The 21,337-nt window shown below is 69.0% G+C and carries 24 protein-coding genes; 14 read left to right on the top strand and 10 right to left on the bottom strand.

The window, feature by feature from the left end:
• Nucleotides 1-10 precede the first annotated feature (10 nt).
• From PVT71_RS22125 to PVT71_RS22115, 3 genes are read right to left on the bottom strand one after another with little or no spacing between them, the layout of a single operon-like run.
• A complete protein-coding gene (locus tag PVT71_RS22125) occupies nt 11-1,048 on the bottom strand; it encodes a YeeE/YedE family protein (RefSeq protein WP_353474644.1) in 1,038 nt (345 codons plus the stop codon).
• Between the two features lie 42 nt (nt 1,049-1,090).
• On the bottom strand, nt 1,091-1,447 hold the full coding sequence (locus tag PVT71_RS22120; RefSeq protein ID WP_108968994.1) for a metalloregulator ArsR/SmtB family transcription factor: 357 nt from the start codon (nt 1,445-1,447) through the stop codon (nt 1,091-1,093).
• Complete coding sequence (locus PVT71_RS22115) at nt 1,444-1,803, bottom strand: hypothetical protein (RefSeq protein ID WP_353474643.1); 360 nt, start codon at nt 1,801-1,803, stop codon at nt 1,444-1,446. The genes PVT71_RS22120 and PVT71_RS22115 overlap by 4 nt, the downstream gene beginning before the upstream one ends.
• A gap of 85 nt (nt 1,804-1,888) precedes the next feature.
• Between PVT71_RS22115 and PVT71_RS22110 the strand changes: the two genes are divergently transcribed.
• From PVT71_RS22110 to PVT71_RS22050, 13 genes are all read left to right on the top strand, one after another.
• Nucleotides 1,889-2,623 (top strand): cytochrome c biogenesis protein CcdA, encoded by a 735-nt coding sequence (locus PVT71_RS22110; RefSeq protein ID WP_353474642.1) that lies wholly within the window; start codon nt 1,889-1,891, stop codon nt 2,621-2,623.
• 31 nt (nt 2,624-2,654) lie between these two features.
• A complete protein-coding gene (locus PVT71_RS22105) occupies nt 2,655-3,233 on the top strand; it encodes a thioredoxin family protein (protein WP_353474641.1) in 579 nt (192 codons plus the stop codon).
• A 167-nt stretch (nt 3,234-3,400) separates the two neighbouring features.
• Nucleotides 3,401-3,880, top strand: a complete 480-nt coding sequence (soxX, locus tag PVT71_RS22100; protein WP_353474640.1) for a sulfur oxidation c-type cytochrome SoxX — start codon at nt 3,401-3,403, stop codon at nt 3,878-3,880.
• Nucleotides 3,881-3,893: 13 nt separating this feature from the next.
• On the top strand, nt 3,894-4,310 hold the full coding sequence (gene soxY, locus PVT71_RS22095; RefSeq protein ID WP_353474639.1) for a thiosulfate oxidation carrier protein SoxY: 417 nt from the start codon (nt 3,894-3,896) through the stop codon (nt 4,308-4,310).
• A gap of 15 nt (nt 4,311-4,325) precedes the next feature.
• Nucleotides 4,326-4,655 carry a thiosulfate oxidation carrier complex protein SoxZ gene (soxZ, locus tag PVT71_RS22090; RefSeq protein WP_353474638.1) on the top strand — a complete coding sequence of 110 codons (330 nt, stop codon included), beginning with the start codon at nt 4,326-4,328 and terminating at the stop codon, nt 4,653-4,655.
• 92 nt (nt 4,656-4,747) lie between these two features.
• The gene (soxA, locus tag PVT71_RS22085; RefSeq protein ID WP_353474637.1) at nt 4,748-5,602 is read left to right on the top strand and encodes a sulfur oxidation c-type cytochrome SoxA; all 855 of its coding nucleotides are present in this window, start codon (nt 4,748-4,750) and stop codon (nt 5,600-5,602) included.
• A gap of 84 nt (nt 5,603-5,686) precedes the next feature.
• Nucleotides 5,687-7,384 (top strand): thiosulfohydrolase SoxB, encoded by a 1,698-nt coding sequence (gene soxB / locus PVT71_RS22080; protein WP_353474636.1) that lies wholly within the window; start codon nt 5,687-5,689, stop codon nt 7,382-7,384.
• Between the two features lie 32 nt (nt 7,385-7,416).
• Nucleotides 7,417-8,679 (top strand): sulfite dehydrogenase, encoded by a 1,263-nt coding sequence (soxC, locus tag PVT71_RS22075; protein WP_353474635.1) that lies wholly within the window; start codon nt 7,417-7,419, stop codon nt 8,677-8,679.
• Entirely contained in the window at nt 8,663-9,880 is a 1,218-nt protein-coding gene (locus tag PVT71_RS22070; protein ID WP_353474634.1) for a c-type cytochrome, read from the top strand. The genes soxC and PVT71_RS22070 overlap by 17 nt, the downstream gene beginning before the upstream one ends.
• A gap of 58 nt (nt 9,881-9,938) precedes the next feature.
• Entirely contained in the window at nt 9,939-10,364 is a 426-nt protein-coding gene (locus PVT71_RS22065; RefSeq protein ID WP_353474633.1) for a DUF302 domain-containing protein, read from the top strand.
• Nucleotides 10,365-10,366: 2 nt separating this feature from the next.
• Nucleotides 10,367-11,581: a 5-aminolevulinate synthase gene (gene hemA, locus PVT71_RS22060; RefSeq protein WP_353474632.1), complete on the top strand. Its 1,215-nt coding sequence runs from the start codon at nt 10,367-10,369 to the stop codon at nt 11,579-11,581.
• A 260-nt stretch (nt 11,582-11,841) separates the two neighbouring features.
• Entirely contained in the window at nt 11,842-13,044 is a 1,203-nt protein-coding gene (locus PVT71_RS22055) for a PQQ-dependent sugar dehydrogenase (protein ID WP_353474631.1), read from the top strand.
• Complete coding sequence (locus PVT71_RS22050; RefSeq protein ID WP_353474630.1) at nt 13,041-13,619, top strand: c-type cytochrome; 579 nt, start codon at nt 13,041-13,043, stop codon at nt 13,617-13,619. The genes PVT71_RS22055 and PVT71_RS22050 overlap by 4 nt, the downstream gene beginning before the upstream one ends.
• A gap of 14 nt (nt 13,620-13,633) precedes the next feature.
• On the opposite strand, the gene PVT71_RS22045 is transcribed toward PVT71_RS22050, so the two are convergent.
• The 7 genes from PVT71_RS22045 to PVT71_RS22015 form a co-directional block, all read right to left on the bottom strand.
• A complete protein-coding gene (locus tag PVT71_RS22045) occupies nt 13,634-13,930 on the bottom strand; it encodes a hypothetical protein (RefSeq protein WP_353474629.1) in 297 nt (98 codons plus the stop codon).
• 11 nt (nt 13,931-13,941) lie between these two features.
• Nucleotides 13,942-14,892: a hypothetical protein gene (locus PVT71_RS22040; protein ID WP_353474628.1), complete on the bottom strand. Its 951-nt coding sequence runs from the start codon at nt 14,890-14,892 to the stop codon at nt 13,942-13,944.
• Nucleotides 14,889-15,701 carry a hypothetical protein gene (locus tag PVT71_RS22035; protein ID WP_353474627.1) on the bottom strand — a complete coding sequence of 271 codons (813 nt, stop codon included), beginning with the start codon at nt 15,699-15,701 and terminating at the stop codon, nt 14,889-14,891. The genes PVT71_RS22040 and PVT71_RS22035 overlap by 4 nt, the downstream gene beginning before the upstream one ends.
• 3 nt (nt 15,702-15,704) lie before the next feature.
• Nucleotides 15,705-17,600: a M6 family metalloprotease domain-containing protein gene (locus PVT71_RS22030; RefSeq protein ID WP_353474626.1), complete on the bottom strand. Its 1,896-nt coding sequence runs from the start codon at nt 17,598-17,600 to the stop codon at nt 15,705-15,707.
• Nucleotides 17,601-17,773: 173 nt separating this feature from the next.
• On the bottom strand, nt 17,774-17,974 hold the full coding sequence (locus PVT71_RS22025; protein WP_353474625.1) for a hypothetical protein: 201 nt from the start codon (nt 17,972-17,974) through the stop codon (nt 17,774-17,776).
• 176 nt (nt 17,975-18,150) lie between these two features.
• Complete coding sequence (locus tag PVT71_RS22020; RefSeq protein ID WP_353474624.1) at nt 18,151-19,293, bottom strand: hypothetical protein; 1,143 nt, start codon at nt 19,291-19,293, stop codon at nt 18,151-18,153.
• A gap of 7 nt (nt 19,294-19,300) precedes the next feature.
• Nucleotides 19,301-20,080, bottom strand: a complete 780-nt coding sequence (locus PVT71_RS22015; protein WP_353474623.1) for an SDR family oxidoreductase — start codon at nt 20,078-20,080, stop codon at nt 19,301-19,303.
• 178 nt (nt 20,081-20,258) lie between these two features.
• Between PVT71_RS22015 and PVT71_RS22010 the strand changes: the two genes are divergently transcribed.
• Nucleotides 20,259-21,311: a Hint domain-containing protein gene (locus PVT71_RS22010; RefSeq protein WP_353474622.1), complete on the top strand. Its 1,053-nt coding sequence runs from the start codon at nt 20,259-20,261 to the stop codon at nt 21,309-21,311.
• Nucleotides 21,312-21,337 lie beyond the last annotated feature (26 nt).

Genomic DNA, 21,337 nt, shown 5'->3' with positions numbered 1-21,337 from the left:
TTGCGGCGGCCTATTCCGCCGGCGCGAAGCCGACGATGAGCTGCCGCAGGCCGATCGCAGCGCCGGCAAAGATCGACAGCAGCGCGACGGGCGCGCTGAAGGACAGCAGGGAAAAGGCGCTGAGCCCCTGCCCAACGCTGCAGCCCGCAGCCAGCACCGCCCCCGGCCCCATCAGCGCCGCGCCGAGGATCTGGCGCTTGAGCTCGCGCGGATCCTCGCAGGCCTCCCAACGGAAATGCCCCTTGCGCAGCGAGCCGAGGAAGGCGCCGAGCAGCACCCCGGTCACCGAGCCCACGGCAAAGCCCGGCGCGGCGGCCGAGGCGGTCATCAGCCACAGCAGCGTCTCGCCGAGCGGGCGGGCGAAGGAATGGCTCTCGACCGGCACCGCGCCGAAGCTCTCGGTCGAGACCCATTGCGTGCCGATCCAGCCCGACGCCACCGCCAGCCCGACCGCGACGCCCCAGCCCAGGTGTTTCGGCGCGCGCAGCATGCCGCCGCCCGAGAGCGCTGCAAGGATCAGCAGCGCCCCCACCCCGAGCCCGGTCGCCAGCGGCGCGCCGGTCAGCTGCGACAGCGCCTGCGGCCCGCTTGCCGGCATGTCGGGAAAGACGGTGATCCGCGCCAGCGCCAGCGGACCCGACAGGGTGATGAAGGCGGTGAGCCCCATGACAACGACGATCACCAGCGAACGCAGGTCGCCGCCGCCCAGCCGGGCCAGCGCGCCGTAGCCGCAATTGCCCGAAAGCGCCATGCCGTAGCCGAAGAGCAGCCCGCCCAGCACGGTGCCGGGCAGCGACCAGTGCCGCGACAGGAAGAAGGTCTGCGCGCCGTCGAGCCATCCCGCGGCCAGCGCCACGTGGGTGACGATCACCGCGGTGCCGATCGCGACGCCCCACATCCGCAGCCGCCGCGTGTCCGAGGAGTAGAGCGCGTCCTCGATCGCCCCGAGCGTACAGAAACGCCCGAGCCGGGCGGCGAGGCCAAGCACCACGCCCCCGAACAGTCCCACGAGCGCCGCAAGCACGGCGCCGTCACCAATGTCGATCATCGCGACCGTCGCTCCCTTTCGACCACCGGCCTGCGCCCGCGGTCACTCCTCCCGACAGAACAGGTCGTAGATGACTTCCATGATCTTCTTCGGCCTGTCATCGGTCAATGAGTAGTAGATCGTCTTGCCATCGCGGCGCGGCGTGACCAGCCCCTCGAGCCGCAGCCGCGAAAGCTGCTGCGACACCGCCGACTGCCGCGCCGAGAGCAGGTCCTCGAGCTCGGTCACCGACTTCTCGCCCGAGGCGAGGTGGCACAGGATCATCATCCGCCCGCCATGGCTCATCGCCTTGAGCAGGTTCGAGGCCTCCTCGGCCTTTTCCATGAACCGGTCCATTTCCGGCTCGCTCATGCCCTCGTCGAAGACGGGGAGGTGGGCAGCGTTCGACATCGGTGTCATCCGTCCATCGGCGGCGAGGATGGGAGGTCCTCGATCAGGCGGGCCAGCAGGGCCCAGAAGAAGTCTTCTCCAGGATAGCCTTCGATTCGCCCGGTTTCCATCCCGTCCTTCACCAGGATGAAGGTCGGGGTGAAGGCGACGGGCCGCGCGAGATCAATGTCTTGCGGCAGATCGCGGATGTCGGCGCGGCGCAGCGGCGCCACCTGCCCCTCGGCGGTCTTGGGGTAGATCGGCGCGATTTCCGCGTCCCAGGCCTCGCAATAGCGGCAGCCCGCCTGCCCGGCCATCAGCAGCAGGGTCTCTGCCCGCAGCGGCAGCGGCAGGATCAGGAGAAGGCAAAGCAGGAGTCGCATCATCGGGCTTTCCAGAGAGATTGACCACCAGCATAACACACACGTAACGTAATATGCGAATATGCATTGCAGGAGGAGCGTCACAAGCATGTTCGATGTCACTTTTCTGGGCGCTTTCCTGGCCGGGCTGCTGTCTTTCCTGTCGCCCTGCATCCTGCCGATCGTGCCCTTCTACCTGTCGTACCTCGCCGGACAGGGGGTGCACGTGGTCGCCGAGACCGGCGTGGTGCCGCCCGGGCTGCGCCGCCGCGCGGTGCTGGGCGCGCTGCTCTTCGCGCTCGGGGTGATCACCGTCTTCGTCGGGCTGGGGGCGACGGCCACCGTCTTCGGCCAGATGGTGCGCACCTGGTTCTGGCTGCTGCGCTGGATCGCCGCCGCGATCATCATCGTCATGGGGCTGCATTTCCTCGGCCTGCTGCGCATCCCGCTGCTCTACCGGCAGGTCCGCTCCGAGGCGCGCAATGCCACCGGCCTTGCCGGGGCCTACGTGATCGGGCTGGCCTTCGCCTTCGGCTGGACCCCCTGCGTCGGGCCGGTGCTGGCGGCGATCCTGTTCACCGCCGCCGGGCAGCAGACCGCGGGGCACGGCGCGCTCCTGCTGCTGACCTACGGCGCCGGAATGACCCTGCCCTTCGTGCTCGCCGCCGCCTTCATCGGCCCCTTCCTGCGCTTCATGGCCCGGTTCCGCCGCCACCTCGGCCGGGTGGAAAAGGCCATGGGCCTGCTGCTGGTCCTCTTCGGCGTACTGATCGCCACCAACAGCGTCAACCTGATCGCCGCCTGGCTCATCGACACCGTGCCGTGGTTCAGCCGCGTCGGCTGACATCGCACCCCATTCAGAAGGAGGAGGAGACATGACACGACCGTTCCCCGCGCTGGCCGCCGCCGCGCTGATCGCCTGCGCCGCCGCCCTGCCCGTGCCCGCCGCGCAGCTCGGCGATGACGGGCTGCACAAGGCGCCGTGGATGCACGACACGTTCAAGGACCTGCGCGAGGATCTCGCCGAGGCCAATGCCGCCGGGCAGCGCCTGCTGATTCTCGTCGAGCAGCGCGGCTGCATCTATTGCACCAAGATGCACGAGGAGGTGTTTCCCCAGCCCGAGATCGAGAAGATGCTCTCGGAGGATTACTTCGTCATCCAGATCAACATGTTCGGCGATGTCGACGTCACCGATCTCGACGGAACCGTCCTGCCCGAGAAGGACATGGTGCAGCGCTGGGGCCTGCTGTTCACCCCGACGATGATCTTCCTGCCCGAAGAGGCCGGACCGGTCCCCGCACCGCAGGCCGCGGTCGCCGTCATGCCCGGCGCCTTCGAGAAATCGACCACCCGTCACCTGCTGAGCTGGGTGCTAGAAAAGGGCTACGACGGCGACGAGCCGTTCCAGAAATACCATGCGAGAAAGCTTGAGGAAGACCGCGCAAAGAACTGATCTGGTTAAATATTGCACCGTTACATGATCGAAGGCGGCGGCCCGGTCGGGCACCGCCCCGCCCCCTGTCGACCCGGCGACATATCGTTAAATTCATGGCTATGAATTTGTTGTTGCAATATCCTTCATGTGTGCCGTAGCATTCAGGACATGGAAGGGGAGGAGACATGAAAACCACGGTCGCACTAGCGTCCGTCATCGGGATCGTCGCGTCCGCCGTGCTGGCCGACACGACCATCCCCGATGACGTCAGCTTCACCGAAACCGGCGAGGTCGAGACCTCGCTGACCGGCACTCCGGGAGATCCTGCACGGGGCGCCGAGATCATGACCACCAGGGCGAAGGGCAACTGCGTGGCCTGCCACGCGGTCACCGCGCTGAGCGACGCACCGTTCCACGGCGAGGTCGGCCCGTCGCTCGACGGCGTCGGCGGCTACCGTTCCGAGGCCGAGCTGCGCGGCATCGTCACCAATGCCAAGAAGATGTTCGACGGCACGGTGATGCCCGCCTTCTACAAGACCAGCGGCTTCACCCGCCCGGGCGACGGCTACACCGGCAAGGCCCCGTCCGGGGATCTGCCGCCGATCCTGTCGGCCCAGGAGGTGGAGGACGTGGTGGCCTTCCTGATGACATTGCAGGACAGCTGAGAGAGGAGACGGCATGAGCCTGACCAGACGAGACACATTCGGGCTGACGCTCGGCGCCATCGCGCTGACCGTGCTGCCCTTCCGCGCCAACGCCTCGGCCGAGGACCTGATCGCCGAGTTCACCGGCGGCGCGGCGACCGGCGACAGCGGCGTCGACCTGACCGCGCCCGAGATCGCCGAGAACGGCAACACCGTGCCGATCACCGTGGATGCGCCCGGCGCGTCGGAGATCTTGGTGCTCGCCGCCGGCAACCCGACCCCGGCCGTGGCCACCTTCGCCTTCGGCCCGCTCGCGGGCTCGCGCATGGCCTCGACCCGCATCCGGCTTGCCGGCACGCAGGAGGTGATCGCGGTGGCAAAGCTCGAGGACGGCACTTTCGCGCGCACCGCCAAGACCGTGAAGGTCACCATCGGCGGCTGCGGCGGCTAAGAGGAGACAAGACAGATGGCATCCGGAGTCAAACCCCGCGTCAAGGTTCCCAAGTCCGCCTCGGCGGGCGAGGTGATCACCCTCAAGACGCTGATCAGCCACCAGATGGAAAGCGGCCAGCGCAAGGACAGCGACGGCAAGCTCATCCCGCGCTCGATCATCAACCGCTTCACCTGCGACTTCAACGGCCAGAACGTCATCGACGTGAAGATGGAGCCGGCGATCTCGACCAACCCCTACTTCGAGTTCGAGGCGCTCGTGCCCGAGGCCGGGGAGTTCACCTTCACCTGGTACGACGACGACGGCTCGACCTACACCGACACCAAGTCGATCGAGATCGTCTGACATGCGGCGGGCCGCCCGGGCGAGGAGCCGGGCCGCCCAGAACCGTCCTGCCCGTCGCCGAGGCGTCCGGGCCAACTCGTGGGAGGAGACACATGACACGCAAGGCGATTGCGCTCACCGCGCTCGCCCTGCTGGCGGCACCCTTGGGGGTGCAGGCCGGCGGGCCCGATGATGACGAGCTCGTCATCAACGGCGAGATCGAGATGACCACCAAGGCCCCCGCCCCGGACTTCCTGTCGGGCGTGATGGACGAGGTGATCTCGGGCTGGCATTTCCGGTCGGACGAGACACAGGCGCTCGAGCAGGACGACTTCGACAACCCCGGCATGATCTTCGTCGACAAGGCGCGCGAGCAATGGGCCATGGTCGAGGGCAGCGAGGGCAAGAGCTGCGCCTCCTGCCACGGCGCGCCCGAGGACATGGCGGGGGTGAAGGCGACCTACCCCAAGTGGAACGACGAGGCCGAGGAAGTGCGCACGCTGCAGATGCAGGTGAACGACTGCCGCACCAGCCGCATGGGGGCCGAGGCGTGGAAATACGACGGCGGCGACGCGATCAACATGGTCGCGCTGCTCTCGGCGGTGTCGCGCGGGATGCCGGTCAACGTGGCCATCGACGGCCCGGTGCAGGCGAGCTGGGAGCTCGGCAAGGAGCTCTATTACACCCGCACCGGCCAGCTCGAGCTTTCCTGCGCCAACTGCCACGAGCAGAACTACGGCAACTACATCCGCGCCGACCATCTCAGCCAGGGCCAGATCAACGGCTTCCCGACCTACCGGCTGAACAACGCGCAGCTGAACGGGGTGCACTCGCGCTTCAAGGGCTGCGTGCGGGATACCCGCGCCGAGACCTACGGCGTCGGCAGCCCGGAGTTCGTGGCGCTCGAGCTTTACGTCGCCTCGCGCGGCAACGGCCTCTCGGTCGAAGGCCCCTCCGTCCGCAACTGACCCCTGCCCCGCGCGACAGCCTCGCGCGGGGTTTCTCCTTCCCATTGAATTCACTTATCCGAATACGTATCAAGGATAACCACGATGATCTCCCGACGTGATTTCCTCCAGGTCTCGATGGCCGCCGCGGCGCTCTACGGCGGCTCGGGCTTCGGCAACTGGGCGCGGCTCGCGGCGCAGCAGCGCCTGACGCAGGACGACCTGCTGGCCATGCCGGCCTTCGGGAACGTCTCGCTGATCCACATCACCGACATCCACGCGCAGCTGAAGCCGATCTACTTCCGCGAGCCCTCGGTCAACATCGGCGTCGGCGGCAACCGCGGCGCGGTGCCCCACCTGACCGGTGCCGAGTTCCGCAAGATGTACGGCATCGCCGACGGCTCGCCCTCCCACTACGCCCTCTCCTCGGGCGATTTCGACGCCCTCGCCCGCGCCTATGGCCGCGTCGGCGGCATGGACCGCGTCGCCACCGTGGTGAGGCAGATCCGTTCCGAGCGTCCCGACGCGCTGCTGCTCGACGGCGGCGACACCTGGCACGGCAGCTACACATGCCACCAGACCGCCGGGCAGGACTGCGTCAACGTGATGAACCTGCTGAAGCCCGACGCGATGACCTTCCACTGGGAATTCACCCTCGGCTCGGACCGGGTGCGCGAGATCGTCGAGGGCCTGCCCTTCGCCGCGCTTGGCCAGAACATCTACGACGCCGAGTGGGACGAGCCCTCGGAGCTCTTCAAGCCCTACAAGGTCTTCGAGCGCGGCGGGGTGAAGATCGCGGTCATCGGCCAGGCCTTCCCCTACATGCCGATCGCCAACCCCTCGTGGATGTTCCCCGAGTATTCCTTCGGCATCCGCGACGAGCACATGCAGGAGATGGTCGACGAGGTGCGCGCGGGCGGCGCCGAGCTGGTGGTCGTGCTCAGCCACAACGGCTTCGACGTCGACAAGAAGATGGCCTCCAAGGTCACCGGCATCGACGTGCTGCTCTCGGGCCATACCCATGACGCGCTGCCCGAGCCGGTGCTGGTGGGCGAGACGATCATCATCGCCTCGGGCTCGAACGGCAAGTTCGTCTCCCGCGTCGATCTCGACGTGCGCGATGGCCGGATGATGGGCTTCCGCCACAGGCTGATCCCGATCTTCTCGGACGTGATCGCCCCCGACCCCGAGATGACCGCGCTGATCGACGCCGAGCGTGCGCCCTTCGCCGACAAGCTTTCCGAGGTGATCGGCCACACCGACACCACGCTCTACCGCCGTGGCAACTTCAACGGCACCTGGGACGATCTCATCTGCGACGCGCTGCTCACCCAGCGCGACGCGCAGATCGCCCTGTCGCCTGGCGTGCGCTGGGGGCCGTCGCTGCTCGCGGGCGATCCGATCACCCGCGAGGATCTCTGGAACGTCACCTCGATGAGCTACCCCGAGGCCTACCGCTCCGAGATGACCGGCGAGTTCCTCAAGGTCGTTCTGGAAGACGTGGCCGACAACATCTTCAACCCCGATCCCTACTACCAGCAGGGCGGCGACATGGTGCGCGTCGGCGGGCTCGGCTACCGCATCGACGTCACCGCGCCCGCCGGGCAGCGCGTCTCGGACATGACCCTGCTGAAGACCGGCGAGGCGATCGACCCGGCAAAAAGCTACACCGTCGCCGGCTGGGCCAGCGTCAACGAGGGCACCGAGGGCCCGCCGATCTGGGACGTGGTGGAAAGCCACATCCGCAGCCTCGGCCGCGTGCAGCTCGGCGAGAACACCTCGGTCGAGGTGGTGGGCGCGTGATGACACACCCCGAGGAATTCAAGGAGGACAGAATGAGCGACCCCAAGACATCGCGCCGCGCCTTCCTGCAGGGGGCCGCCACCGTGGCCGTGACCGCAGGAGCCGCCGGTGCCGCGCGCGCCGCCGGGCCCGATCCGCTGATCACCGAGGTGCAGCCCTGGGCGCAGGGCCTTGGCGAGGGCGTCGATGCCACCCCCTACGGACTGCCGATCCGCTTCGAGCAGGACGTGGTGCGCCGCAACGTGCCCTGGCTCACCGCCGATCCGATCAGCTCGATCAACTTCACGCCGATCCATGCGCTCGACGGCACGATCACCCCGCAGGGTTGCGCCTTCGAGCGCCACCACTCGGGCGCGATCGAGCTCAGCAAGGACGACTACCGGCTGATGATCAACGGGCTGGTCGATAGGCCGCTGGTCTTCACCTATGCCGACCTCGAACGCTTCCCGCGCGAGAACCACGTCTACTTCTGCGAATGCGCCGCCAACACCGGCATGGAATGGGCGGGGGCGCAGCTCAACGGCGCGCAGTTCACCCATGGCATGATCCACAACATGGAATACACCGGCGTGCCGCTGCGCACCCTGCTGCGCGAGGCGGGCCTGCCCGCCACCGAGGGCAAGTGGGTCTATGTCGAGGGTGCCGACGCCTCCTCGAACGGCCGCTCGATCCCGATGGAGAAGGCGCTCGACGACGTGCTCGTCGCCTTCAAGGCCAATGGCGAGGCGCTGCGCAAGGAGCACGGCTACCCGGTGCGCCTCGTGGTGCCGGGCTGGGAAGGCAACATGTGGGTGAAGTGGCTGCGCCGCATCGAGGTGCTGGACGGCCCGGTCGAGAGCCGCGAGGAAACCTCGAAATACACCGACACGCTGGCCGACGGTACCTCGCGCAAGTGGACCTGGGTGATGGATGCGAAATCCGTGGTCACCTCGCCGAGCCCGCAGGCGCCGATCAGGCATGGCCACGGCCCGCTGGTGATCACCGGCCTCGCCTGGTCCGGTCACGGCAGGATCACCCGCGTCGACGTCTCGACCGACGGCGGCAAGAACTGGCAGACCGCGCGGCTCGCCCGCGAGGGCGAGAACAAGGCGCTGACCCGCTTCTACCTCGACACCGAGTGGACCGGCGAGGAGATGTTCCTGCAATCGCGCGCCATGGACGAGACCGGCTACGTGCAGCCCACCAAGGCGCAGCTGCGCGAGGTGCGGGGCGAGAACTCGGTCTACCACAACAACTGCATCCAGACATGGTGGGTGAAACCGACCGGGGAGGCCGAGAATGTCGAAGTTTCTTAAGCTCTACGGCGGCGTCTTCGGCGGCATCGCCGTGACGCTGACCTTCGCGGTGAACATGGCCGACCGCTTCGTGGCCGAGGCGCCCGAGGGGCTGCGCCGCACCACGCCGCTGGCCGCCGCGCCCGAGGCAGCGCCGATCACCGGCGGGCTCATCGCCGCCGCCAATGCCGACGAGGCGCCGCGCGAGATGCCGCTCGGCATCGGCCGCGAGGCCCTGCCCGAAGAGATCGCCGCCTGGGATCTCGACGTCTCGCCCGACGGCACCGGCCTGCCCGTCGGCAGCGGCTCGGTCGAGGATGGCGAGATGCTCTTCTCGGAGAACTGTGCGGTCTGCCACGGCGAGTTCGCCGAGGGCTCGGGCAACTGGCCCAAGCTGGCGGGCGGCGACGGCACGCTGGCCAACAAGGACCCGGTGAAGACCGTCGGCAGCTACTGGCCGCACCTGTCGACCACCTGGGATTACGTGCACCGCTCGATGCCCTTCGGCAACGCGCAGTCGCTGGACACCGACGAGGTCTACGCCATCGTCGCCTACATCCTTTACTCGAACGACATCGTGGACGAGGACTTCGTGCTGTCGAACGAGAACTTCACCGAGGTGATCCTGCCCAACGCAGGCGGCTTCATCGTCGACGACCGGCCCCGGACCGAATACCCGCAATGGACCGGCGAGCCCTGCATGACGGGCTGCAAGCCCAGCGTCGAGATCACCATGCGCGCCACGGTGCTCGACGTGACCCCGGACCACGGCAGCGACGAGGCGGCGGCCGAGCCCGCGGCCGCGGAAGCCCCGGTCGAGGTTGCCGCCGCCGACACCGCGGCGGAGCCTGCCCCCGAGGCCGTGCCCGCGGCGGAAGCCCCGCAGGTTGCCGCCGCCGATCCGGCGCTGATCGCCGAGGGCGAGAAGGTGTTCAAGAAGTGCCAGTCCTGCCACGCGGTCGGCGAGGGCGCCAGGAACAAGACCGGCCCCGAGCTCAACGGCATCGTCGGGCGCGGCATCGGCTCGGTCCCCGGCTTCGGCTACTCCAAGACCTTCGAGGTGGCCCACGGCGCCGGAGAGACCTGGACGGCGGAACGCCTGCATGCCTTCCTCGAAAAGCCGAAGGATGCGATGAAGGGCACCAAGATGTCCTTCCCCGGGCTGCGCAAGCCCGAGGATATCGACGCGGTCATCGCCTATCTCTCGGGTTTCGCCGAGTGACAGACCGCCCCGCCCGGCCGCGCCGCTCGCGGCCGGGTCCGCACAGAAGGAGGCCCCCATGCTCAGACCCCTCGCCCTGCTGCTGACCCTGCCCGCCGGTGCCATGGCGCAGGAGGTGATCACCCATCCCTACGAGGGCACGTTCGAGGAGGCCACCTTCGCGCTCGAGAACGCGATCATCGGCGAGGGGCTGGTGGTCGATCACGTCAGCCACGTCGGCGAGATGCTGGCCCGCACCGGCACCGACATCGGCGCCGGGACGCATCTCTACGACGCCGCCGACGTCTATCTCTTCTGCTCGGCCGCCACCTCGCGCGAGGTGATGGAGGCGGATCCCGCGAATATCGCCTTCTGCCCCTATTCGATCTTCGTCGAGAGCCGCGACGGGCAGACCACGCTCGGCTACCGCAGCTTCGAGCGCGAGAGCATGGCGCCGGTCAATGACCTGCTCGCCCGCATCGCCGCCGCCGCGACGGAGTTCTGACCATGTACGACGCGCTGTTCCGTGCCCAGCTGGGCGAACTCAAGGCGGCCGGCAACTACCGCCACTTCGCCGAGCTCGAACGCCACCGCGGCGCCTTCCCCGCCGCCACCCACCACGGCGAGCAGCGCGAGGTGACGATCTGGTGCTCGAACGACTACCTCGGCATGGGCCAGCACCCGGCGGTGCTGGCGGCGATGCACACAGCGCTCGACACCTGCGGCGCGGGCGCGGGCGGCACGCGCAACATCTCGGGCACCACGCATGAGCACGTGCTGCTGGAAGCGGAGCTCGCCGACCTGCACGGCAAGCAGGCGGCGCTGCTCTTCACCTCGGGCTACGTGTCGAACTGGGCCAGCCTCGGCACGCTCGGCGCGCGCATCCCCGGGCTGGTGATCCTGTCGGACGCGCTCAACCACGCCTCGATGATCGAGGGAATTCGCCATTCGAAGGCCGAGCGGATCATCTGGAAGCACAACGACCTCGCCGATCTCGAGCGCCACCTCGCCGCCCTGCCACTTGACCGGCCCAAGCTGATCGCCTTCGAGAGCGTCTATTCGATGGATGGCGACATCGCCCCCATCGCCGGGATCTGCGACCTCGCCGAGCGCTACAATGCGATGACCTACCTCGACGAGGTGCACGCGGTCGGGCTCTACGGGCCGCGCGGCGGCGGCATCGCCGAGCGCGAGGGGCTGATGCACCGCATCGACGTGATCCAGGGCACGCTCGGCAAGGCCTTCGGCGTCACCGGCGGCTACATCGCCGCCTCGGCCACGCTCTGCGACTTCATCCGCAGCTTTGCCTCGGGCTTCATCTTCACCACCGCCCTGCCGCCCGCCGTCGCCGCCGGGGCCCGCGCCGCCGTCGCGCATCTCAAGCGCTCCGAGCTCGAGCGCACCGCGCAGCGCCGCGCCGTGGCCAGCGTGCGCGCGGCGCTCGACCGGATCGGCGTGCCGCACCTGCCGAACCCGAGCCACATCATCCCGGTCATGGTCGGCTGCCCGCAGAAGTGCCGCTACCTCTCGGACCGGCTGCTGCACGGGCATGGAATTTACATCCAGCCGATCAACCACCCGACCGTGCCGCGCGGCACGGAGCGCCTGCGCATCACCCCCTCGCCGGTGCATTCCGCCGGCGACATCCTCCGCCTCGTGCATGCGCTCGAGGCGCTCTGGGCCGAGTGCCAGCTGGCGCGAAGACCGCTGGCGGCGCAATAGCGCCGCGCCCCGAAACACCCCAAAGCGCCATGCTCCCCTGCGCAGCGCTCTCCTCAAACGTGCATGCAACGCATCAAAGTCGCCGGTGAATTGTCGGGAATCGTTGACAGATTGACCGGTTCACCCGCAGCCTGACCAAGGTTCTCGAGGAGGAGTTCCGCAAGGAACGGAGGAAAGAGAACCTTCATAGGGAGGAAAGCATGCAAACCAAGCAATTTGTTTCAAGTCTTCTACTCTGCACCATGCTGACGGCGCCCGCGATGGCGCAGGACAACATGGACAAGCTCTCGAACATGCAGCGCACCGACGCCACATTCACCTTCATCGACCAGGAAGGTGAGCGGGCGGACGCGCTGAAGGAGATCCTGCCGCACCTCAAGGTGCCGGACGGGTTCGAGGTCAGCCTCTATGCCGTCGTGCCGGATGCCCGGTCGATGGCGGTGGCGCCGCAGGGCACGGTGGTCTTCGCCGGCACCCGCAAGGACAAGGTCTGGTCGATCGTCGACCGCGACCGCAACCGCGTGGCGGACGAGGTCAAGGACTTCGCGCCGTCGATCACCTTCGACGTGCCCAACGGCCCCTGCTTCTCGCCGGACGGGTTCCTCTACATTGCCGAGCGCAACCGGATCCTGACCTTCCCGGCGGCCGAGTTCTTCTTCGAAGGGCCGGATCCCGCCGTGGGCGAGGTGGTGAAGAAGGGCGAGCTGATCCCCGCCGAGGAGGAAAGCTTCAACCACACGGCGCGGGTCTGCCGCATCGGTCCGGACGGCAAGCTCTACGTCTCGCTGGGCCAGCCGCACAACATCCAGCCCAAGGAAAAGCTGGAGATGTACGACAAGCTCGGCATCGGCGGCATCATCCGGATGAACACCGACGGCACCGGCCGCGAGGTCTATACCCGCGGCATCCGCAACTCGGTCGGGCATGACTTCAACCCGGCCGACGGCTCGCTGTGGTTCACCGACAACCAGGTCGACGGCATGGGCGACGACATCCCGCCCGGAGAGCTGAACCGCCAGACCTCGGCGGGCCAGCACTTCGGCTTCCCCTGGACCAACGGCGGCGTCGACGTTCCCGACTACAAGGACGTCGAGCGGCCCGAGGGGGTGGAGTTCGTCGACCCGCAGGTGAACATGCAGGCCCATGCCGCCGATCTCGGCATGCGGTTCTATTCCGGCGAGTCCTTCCCCGACAAGTACAAGGGCGGCATCTTCTCGGCGCAGCACGGCTCGTGGAACCGCACGACCCCCGTGGGCGCGCGGGTGATGTTCACCGCGCTCGACGAGGAGGGCAACGCGGGCACGACCGAGGTCTTCGCCGACGGCTGGCTCGACGAGAGCACCGGCGAGTACCGCGGCCGCCCGATGGACATCGCCTTCCTGCGCGATGGATCGATGCTGGTGTCGGACGACTTCGCCGGGGCGATCTGGCGGATCGCCTACGCCCCCAAGGCCTCGGAATGAAGGCCCATGCACTGATGATCCTCGGCGGGCTTCTGCTCGCCGGGGGCACTCCGCTCGCCGCCGGGGATGCCGAGGCCGGGCGGAAGGTCGCCAACATGTGCCGCACCTGCCATGGCATTGACGGGCTTGCACAAATTCCCATCGCACCCAACATCGGCGGCGAGCCCGAGGCCTATATCGAAAGCCAGCTCATGGCCTTCAAGACCGGCACGCGCGAGCACGAGATGATGTCGGTGGTGGCCGCGGGCCTCTCGGAGCAGCAGATCGCCGACGTCGCCGCCTGGTACGCCGCGCATACCGCCAGCGCGACCCTGCCCGAGGGCGTGAGCGCGGACGATGCGCCCGAGGTCTGCGTGTCGTGCCACGGCGCCGACGGCATCGCGCTGCTGCCCGAGGCGCCGAACCTCGCGGGAGAGGTCAACATCTACATCGACACCCAGCTCAAGGCGTTCCGGATCGGCAAGCGCAAGCACGAGATCATGTCGGGCATCGCCGCCGACATGACCGACGAGGAAATCCGCGCGGTGGCCGACTGGTACTCGCGCGTCAAGCTCGAGATCACCGGGCCGGAGTGACCCGTCGCCGCTCCTCAGTCGCGCAGGCTCCAGTCCGGCGCGACGAAATACCTGAGCGGCTGCGGCCCGGCGGCGCGCACCTTGGCGGCGAAGCGTTTCCCCTTCGCCGCCTCCGGGTCCGCGACCTGCGAGGCGCGGGCAAGCAGCACGATCTCGGAGCCCGCCGCGCCCGCGATCATCATCGGGAAATCGTCCACCTTCTCAACGACTTCCAGACGGACGTGAACCTCGTAGAAATCCGTCATCTCCGGCGATGGCAGCACGCCGATGATCACCCCGATCAGGTAGGCCCAGTTCTCGACGATCTGCATCGCAGTCCTTTCTAGCCGGTGCGTCCCGTCTTCCGGATCGCGGCGCACTGGCCGGTTTCGAGCCAGTGGGCGATGGCGTGAGAGATCGGCTGGCCGGTTTGTTCCTCGTAACAAGAATAGGCCGGAGAGGGGTTCACTTCAAAGCAGATGTAGCGCCCCTCCGGCGTCTTTCGCAGGTCGATCCCGCAGAGCGGCAACCCGAGCCGGTGCGACAGCAGGCGGCAGGCCTTCTCGATCCGGGCGGGCAGCCGCGTCGGCGCGTAGCGGGCCTCCTCGCCGTCTGCACCGGCGTAGCGGTAATCCTGCGCCGCGCTCTCGATCAGCGTCGCAAAGAGCGCCTCGCCCATCACGTGCACGCGGATGTCGGTACCGTCGATCCATTGCTGGAACTGCACCGGCAGGTAGCGGATCCGCTCGAGCCGCGCCATGTGCGCCCCCTCGAGCCGGCGCACGATGGACCGGTGCGCGCTGACCGACTTGAAGATCACCGTGCCGTGCCGCGCGCAGAAGGCCCGCGCCGCCGCAGGATCGTTGGTGACCAGCGTCTCGGGCACCGCGAGCCCGCACTCCGCGATGATCCGCGCCTGGTAGGGCTTGGACATGTTGGAATTGCAGGCCTTGATGCGGTTGAGCACCGGGATCGGCGTCGTCTCCAGCCAGTCGTTGAGCATCCCGTGCCAGGCGGCGATGCGGGCGCGCTCCTCGACCGTGCCGCGCCGGAACTCGGGCAGCGGCTCCGGCGGGCCGAGCCGGGTGTAGATGCCCTGCGTGGAGGAAAGCTCGACCGTCCCGCCGGCGCGGTGCAGGGTCATCCGGGCCGCCCCGCCGGTCTGGCGCAGCGTCAGGTCCGCGTGCGCCGCCTCGCGCGGGTTGAGCAGCACCGCCTCGATGCCGAGCGCCTCGGCCGCCTCGAGCACCAGCCGTACCGGCGGCTCGGAGGGAATGCCGACCACGAGGATCATGCCGCCCCCCTCTCGGCCCGCGCGAGCCCCAGCAGGAGCCCGGCGATCCGCGCCACGTCCGCCTCGTCCGCCGCCTCGGGCATGGGGCTCAGCGCGACCGGCTGCCAGCCGCCGCCGGCATCCTCCAGCAGAGCCTCGGCAAGCACCAGCCCCCGCGCCCGCATCTCGGCGCGCAGGCGCTGGCGCAGGGCCTCCGGCAGGTCCTCCGGCAGGTCCTCCCCGGCGATCAGCACCCGGCGCTGCGGCGCGCCCGAAAGATGCTGGCCCGGGCCTCCCGGCCAGACCGGGCCCGCGGGGTCGGGGAAACCGCGCGGCCGCACGCCAAGGCCGAGGTGCCGGGCCCGGGTGCTGGCGTGCAGGTCGGCGCCGAGGCGCAGCCGGTCCTCGAACGGGCTGCGCGCCGCGAAGCCCGCCACCGAGCCCGGGTGCGGCCGGTTCACGCAGCGCGCGCCGAAGCCGGTGAGCCAGCTCACCAGCAGCGCGAAGGCCTCGTCACCCGCGTAGCGCTGGTCGGCGGCGCTCGCCGCGGCGAATTGCAGCGGTGCGACCCGGCTCACCCGGTTGAAGATGCCGAGCACGCCGGCGTCGTCGATCACCAGCCCCGAGGCCAGCTCGACCCGGCTTTGCCCGAGCGGGTCATGCGACCAGTGCGGCGCCATGAAAAGCTCGTCCGGGGTGACAAATTCCGCCCGCACCGCGCGGCTCAGCGCGCCGCAGACCCGCAGCGCGGTCAGGTCCTCGGTTTCGGCGAGCACGAGGAGGAAGGGCGCCTCCGCGCCCTCCCCCTGCCGCCCCTGCGACACGGCCATGGCTCAGCCCTGCCGCGTGTCGAGCAGCCGCTTGGCCTGCGCCTTGTTGCTGCCGGCCGCGGAGCGCAGCTGCTGCAGGTCGTCCTCGCCGGCAAGGGCGCTCAAGTCGAGGTCGGGCCGCAGCGAGGCCTCGATGAAGGGCGTGATCGCCGCCATGGCGGATTCGATCGCGGCGAGCCGCTCCTCGATGCCGCCGTAGCCGCCACCGAGACCGCCCCCGGGCCGGTCGAACCCGCCGTCCCGCAGCTTGTCGGTGAACTTGTCGGTCGGCTTCTCGAAGTCGCCCTTGTCGTAGCCCACGGACTTGTCGATCACCGGCTTCTCGGGCCGCTTGTCGAAGCCGAGGCGCTTGTCGTTGACGAGCGGCTTCTCGAAGAACTTGTCGGGGCGCTTCTCGGTGAAGGTCTTGTCGAAGCCCTTGTCGGTGATGTCCTTGAGCAGCGCCTTGCCGCAGCGCACCCGCAGGTCCGCCGTCATCGTCGCCGAGGCCGCCGAGATGCTGGCCACGGCCACGCAGGTGTCGGTCCCGGCGTAGCTGCGCGAGTTCGGCGTCGAGTTCTTGTCAAAGACCGTGTTGTTCGCGCTGCCGGGATAGGGATCGCCGCCGTCGCCGCGGTTCGCCCCGGTGCCGAGGTGATCCGCCGCATCCGCCTGCTCGAGCGCCACCTTCGGATGCGCCTCGTTCGAGTTGGTCGAGATCGCCTCGTCGATGTGCCAGATCAGCAGCCCGTCGCCGGGCAGCCCCTGGTCGAAGCCCGTGCGCTGGCGGTTCTCGACGAGGAAGTACTCCTGCCCCGCGCCGCCGTCCTTCCACAGGCGGAACACCTCGCGGGCGCTCTTCACGTCGGGGATGGTGCGGGTGCCGTTGCTGGTGACGTTGGTGACCGTGACCCAGCCCTGGTTGGCCTTGCACCAGGCCGAGGGATGCGCGGGCGTGTTGCCGCCGCCGTTCCACGACCCGCCGCCCATCAGGCACCAGTTGCCCACGCCCTCCGAGCTCTGGTCGGTGTCGTAGAGATCCGGGAAGCCGAAGAGAAGGTGGCCGAGCTCGTGCGCGCAGACGCCGAGCAGCGCGTCCTCGGGGATCGTCAGGTAGGCAAAGAGCTTGGTGCCGTCGGCGCTGAACTCCGAGCGCATCACCCACTTGTGGGACCAGATGTCGCCGCCCGAGCCGGTCTGCTCGGCGCCGGAGCCGGCATGGACCACCACGTAGGCGTCGACGAAGCCGTCGCCGTCGTTGTCGTAGGGGCCGAAGTTCACCGTCGGGTCGGCGGCGATGGCGGCGTCGCGCGCCAAGTCGCGGGCGTTGGGCGTGGTGCTGCCGGTGCCGGACTGGCCGTTGGCGTAATGCGCCAGCGTGTCGGGCATGGTGAAGGGCCCCGCCACCTCGCCGACGATGTTGACCGTGCCATTGGTCACGTCGCTGTAATACTCCTTGACCGAGCCGGTGGCGATCACCCCGGTCGAGAAGAAGAGGTCCTGGAAGCGTTGCGCCGCGCCCGCGCCGAAGGCCCGGTCGGTGAATTCCGCCAGCACCACCGAGACCCGGACGTCGCCGCTGAGCGGGCTGCGCTGCGCGGCGAAGTTCCGCGCCACCATCGGCGGCGTGCCGAGCGGAAGCTCGGTGCCGGGCACGATCAGCCCGTCGTTGAAGCCGACCCTCGGCTTGTCGCCGAGCCGCACGAGGTTCTCCATCCCCTCGGGCGCGGCCTCGCGCATGGCCTCGAGCGCCTTGTCGATCTTCTTCTTGAGTTCCGGGGCCGGGGCGACGCAGCAGCGGTCATGCCCGCCGCCCGAGCACTGGCCGAAGAAATTGTGCCAGCTGCCCGCGAATTCGGTGTTGGAAAAGAGAGTGGAAAGATCGCTGGATTCCCGGCTGCTGTGACGATGCTCGCACATGGGGAGCTCCTTTCGAAAAGCCGTTGAAATGCCGGGATCATACCATGGCGCAACTTTTCAGAGCATTATTGAATTCCATACAACCCTGCGGTTGACAGGCGCGGAAAGGCCGACCGCGCAGAGCCGAGTCTCGGCGGCAGCGCGCAGGTCGTTCTGCTCGGGAAGATCGCCTGTCAGTCCCGGGCGAAGGCCGCGACCAGCGCCGCGCCGCCGCTCAGGATGATGAACACCCCCGCCGCGAAGAAGCCCGAATGCGGCGTGCTCGACGGCTCGAGCAGGTCGGCGTTGAAGACCAGGTGGTCCGTCATCAGGGCCAGCGAGCCCAGGGCCGCCGCCAGAAGGCCACCCCAGAAGAAGAGTTGGTCGTCGCGCATCTCGAAGTCCTTTTCCTCGCCCGGGGAGCCTTGGCAGAAAAGTCGCAGAGGGATCGCGTCCCGTCGGGGCACGGCACCATTCTCCGCCCCGTGCCGGCCCCTTGGCAAGCCCCGCCTGCGCCCTCCGCGATCCGCCGCTCATCACCGCCTGCGAAGGCGGCATCCCCGGCCCCGGCCTAGTCCCCGGTCAGCTCGAAGGCGGCCTCGGCGACGTCGCGGCCGTTCACCTGCACGATGACCGCATGCGGACCGGGGTGCAGGCGGAAGGTTGTCGCATCGCCCTTCATCCGGTGCCGCTTTTCCAGCCGCAGCGGCTTGCCCGGCACAAGCCTGGCCGATTTCAGCTTGAAGACCTTCTCGGCGCTGCCCGATGGCCGGTGAAAGCGCAGCCGGTAGTCCACCAGCGCTGCGCCGCCCTCGGGCGAGGTGAGTTCGACCGCGAAGCCGAGCATCCCGCCGACCGCCACGCGCGGCGCGTCCAGCGTCACCCTCGCGGTCACCGGCAGGTCGGCGCGGTAGCCGAGCAGCGCCAGCGCCTCCGGCTCGCCGCGCTTGACGGCGGTGCGCAGCGCATGGCGGGTGATCCAGTCGAGTTCCCGCGCCTCCTGCCGGCCCTCCTGCTGCCAGCGGGACAGCCGGGCCAGCATCTCGTCCGGTGCGATCTTCGACAGGTCATTGAGGTGGTTGGCCACCGAGCGGGTCACGAAACGGGTGCCATCCGCGTGCAGCCGGTCGAGATGGCGCAGCGGCACCATGGGATCGAGCGTGATCCCCATGCCCCAGGGAAGCTTCGGCCGGGTGCCCTCGGAGACCAGCCGCCGCACGTGGTAGTGCGGGTCCCCGGCCCAGTCGTCGAGCCGCGCCAGCACCTTGTCGGGCCAGCGGTTGAGGAAGGGCCGGATCGCGTATTCCATCGAAAAGCGCTGCGTCGCCGCGTGGATCAGGTCGAGCGCCGCGTCCGGGTGCTCCATGCCGTGGCGCACCGCGAGAACCCCGGGCACCGCATGGATGAAGCGTCCGAAATCATCGTCCTGCAACCCGGGATCGAGCGGCGGCGGCAGCGCCGCGGCCACCTGTTCCGCCATTTCGGGAAATGCCGAAGGAAGCTGCTCGGCCAGCGCCTCGGCCATGACCTCGAGCCGCGCATGCACGCCCAGCCCCGCGAGCCGCGGCAGCGCGGTGTCGACGAAGCGCGCGGCATCGAAGCCGGGCAGGACCGCGAAGTCCCGCCCGAGATCGCCGAGCGAGCCGCGGTTGAAGAGCTGGTCGGCAAGCGAGAACCCCGCCCCGCCGCCCTGTCCGTCGGGTCCCCGTGCCATGGCGCGCTCAGATCGTCGCCAGCGTCTCGCCGCCGTCGAGCACGATGTTCTGCCCGACGATGAACCGCGCGTGGACCGAGCAGAGGAAGGCGCACATCCGCCCGAAATCCGCCGCCTGACCGTATTCGCGGGTCGGGATCCCCGCCGCGCGCGCGGCGCTGACCTCGGCGACCGGGCGGCCCGAGGCCTCGGAATCATGCCGGTCCATCTGCACGATCCGGTCGGTCTCGTGCACGCCGGGCAGCAGGTTGTTGATCGTCACGCCCTTCTCGGCCACCTGCCGCGAGGTGCCGGCGACGAAGCCGGTGAGCCCCGCCCGCGCCGAGTTCGACAGGCCGAGCTGCAGGATCGGCGCCTTGACCGAGCGCGACGTGATGTTGACCACGCGGCCCCAGCCGCGCTCCATCATCCCCGGCATCAGCGCCTGCATGAGCGCGATCGGCGTCAGCATGTTGCCGTCGAGCGCCTTGATGAAATCGGTGCGGTCCCAGTCGCTCCAGAGCCCCGGCGGCGGGCCGCCCGCATTGGTCACCAGGATGTCGGCGCCGCGCGCCACCTCGAGCACCTGCGCCCGCCCGTCCTCCGAGACGATGTCGGCGGCGACGGTCTTCACCTCGACGCCATGGCGCGCCCGGATCTCCGCGGCCGCAGCCTCCAGCGCCTCGGCGCCGCGCGCGTTCATCACGAGGTTGCAGCCCGCCTCGGCCAGCGCCTCGGCGCAGCCGCGCCCCAGCCCCTTCGACGAGGCGCAGACCAGCGCCGTCCTTCCCGCGATCCCGAGATCCATCCTGCTCTCCCTTTCCATTCCGCCGGCAAAACGCCGGGTCCGGGGCCATATGATGACACATTCCCTTGACATACAATGGCGTGTAGGCTGGCAACGCATCCCGGCCAGATCCTGCGGCAAGGCGTGCAGCCGCATTTCGGGAAAACCCGAAACGCCGGGTACAGGTTAGAGACGAGTGATGGCAGACGCCCTTTTCGACGCCGATTTCACCGCCGGGTCCGAGCCCCGCGGCACCCGTCCGGCGCATAGCGTGACGGTCTACCGCGGCGCCCAGCTGCGCGTCGTCGCCGGCGCCAATCTCGGCGACGAGCTCAGCTTCGCCGAGGAGCTCCAGCCCGACGACATCTACGAGCTCTCGCCCCTCGCCCGGCCCGCCCGGCTGAGCCTGCTGCCCGCCGCCGCCTCGCCCTTCCGCATCGGCCCGGGCGGCGATCTCGGGCACCGCGGCGCCGAGCTGCATCTCGACTGCTGCCTGACCTTCATGTGCGGCGACGGCGCGATCACCGAGGCGCTGGTGCTGGTCGAGACCGACGCCGCCGGCCTCGTGGCCGAGCTCTACCTCATGCCGCTCGCTCCCATGCAACCGCGCAAGGACTACGCGCTCGTCGGGGTGAGCCGCGGCGAGGCGCTTGCCCGCTTCGCGCAGGCTGCGTGCGTCTCCTTCACCCGCGGCACGATGATCACCCTCGCCTCGGGCGCGCAGCGCGCGGTCGAGGATCTGCAGGTCGGCGACCGGGTGCTGACGCGCGATGACGGGCCGCAGCCGATCCGCTGGATCGGGCAGCACACCCAGCGCGCCCTCGGCGCCTTCGCCCCGGTGCTGATCCGCGCCGGCACGCTCAACGCGGCGCGCGACCTGCTGGTCAGCCCCGATCACCGGCTCTTCGTCTACCAGCGCCGCGACCGTCTCGGCGCCGGGCGCGCCGAGCTGCTGGTGCGCGCCCGCCATCTGGTGAACGGCGAGACGGTGCTGCGCCGCGAGGGGGGCTTCGTCGACTATTTCCAGATGCTCTTCGACCACCACCAGATCATCTATGCCGAGGGGATTGCGGCGGAGTCGCTGCTGGTGGACACGCGCACCCGCGCCGCGCTGCCGGCCGAGCTTTCCGAGCAGGTGAGCGCCCTGCTGCCGCGACACCACGCCTCGGACCAGCCCGAACTCGAGGTGCAGGAGACGCTGCTGCAGCGCCCCGACGCCGCCAAGATCCTGCGGCGCTCCTCGGCAGGCTAGATCCGCGAGGGCGCCCGGCACACACC

The organism is Salipiger sp. H15, assembly GCF_040409955.1.
Lineage (GTDB): Bacteria > Pseudomonadota > Alphaproteobacteria > Rhodobacterales > Rhodobacteraceae > Salipiger.
This window is presented reverse-complemented; position numbering and strand designations above follow the sequence as displayed.